At 68.5% G+C, this 765-nt stretch carries 1 protein-coding gene; it reads right to left on the reverse strand.

Going from position 1 to position 765, the window contains the following annotated elements; translation table 11 throughout:
* Positions 1-765, reverse strand: a 765-nt coding sequence (locus ABZW32_RS40070) for a VCBS repeat-containing protein (protein WP_356225875.1), incomplete at both ends; no start/stop codon positions are given.

Raw genomic sequence — 765 nt, forward strand, 5'->3', positions numbered from 1 at the left:
CGGGTTCGTTGCAGGTGACGTTGAAGGTGCCGTCGCCCTTGGACATCGCCACGGGGAGGCAGGTCCAGTTGGGTCCGCCGGTGAGGGCGAGGTCGGTCTTGCCGTCGCCGTTGAGGTCGCCGGAGACGACCTTCACGCCGGATTCCGCTGCCCAGCCGCCCCAGTAGAGGCCGGGTTCGTTGCAGGTGACGTTGAAGGTGCCGTCGCCCTTGGACATGGCCACGGGGAGGCAGGTCCAGTTGGGTCCGCCGGTGAGGGCGAGGTCGGCTTTGCCGTCGCCGTTGAGGTCGCCGGAGACGACCTTCACGCCGGATTCCGCTGCCCAGCCGCCCCAGTACAGGCCCGGAGCGTTGCAAGTGACGTTGAAGGTGCCGTCGCCCTTGGACATCGCCACCGGGAGGCAGTTCCAGTCGGCTCCGCCGGTCAGAACGAGATCCGTCTTGCCGTCGCCGTTGAAGTCGTCCTTCAGGACCTTCACGTTGGGAGTGGCGGCCCAGTTGCCCCAGTCCATGCCGGGTTCGTTGCAGGTGACGTTGAAGTTGCCGTCGCCCTTGGACATCGCCACGGGCAGGCAGGTCCAGTTGGCTCCGCCGGTGAGGGCGAGGTCGGTCTTGCCGTCGCCGTTGAGGTCGCTGGACGTCGCCGGGGCGCGGTACGCAGTGGTCTTGACCCACCCGGTGAGGTCGTCGGTGCGGGTGGAGATGGCGCCCGTTCGGGTCTCGGTCGTGGGGGTGCCGAGGCAGCCGCCCTGCCAGGAGCGGGAGT

Source organism: Streptomyces sp. NPDC004667, from assembly GCF_040609475.1.
Classification (GTDB): Bacteria; Actinomycetota; Actinomycetes; order Streptomycetales; family Streptomycetaceae; genus Streptomyces.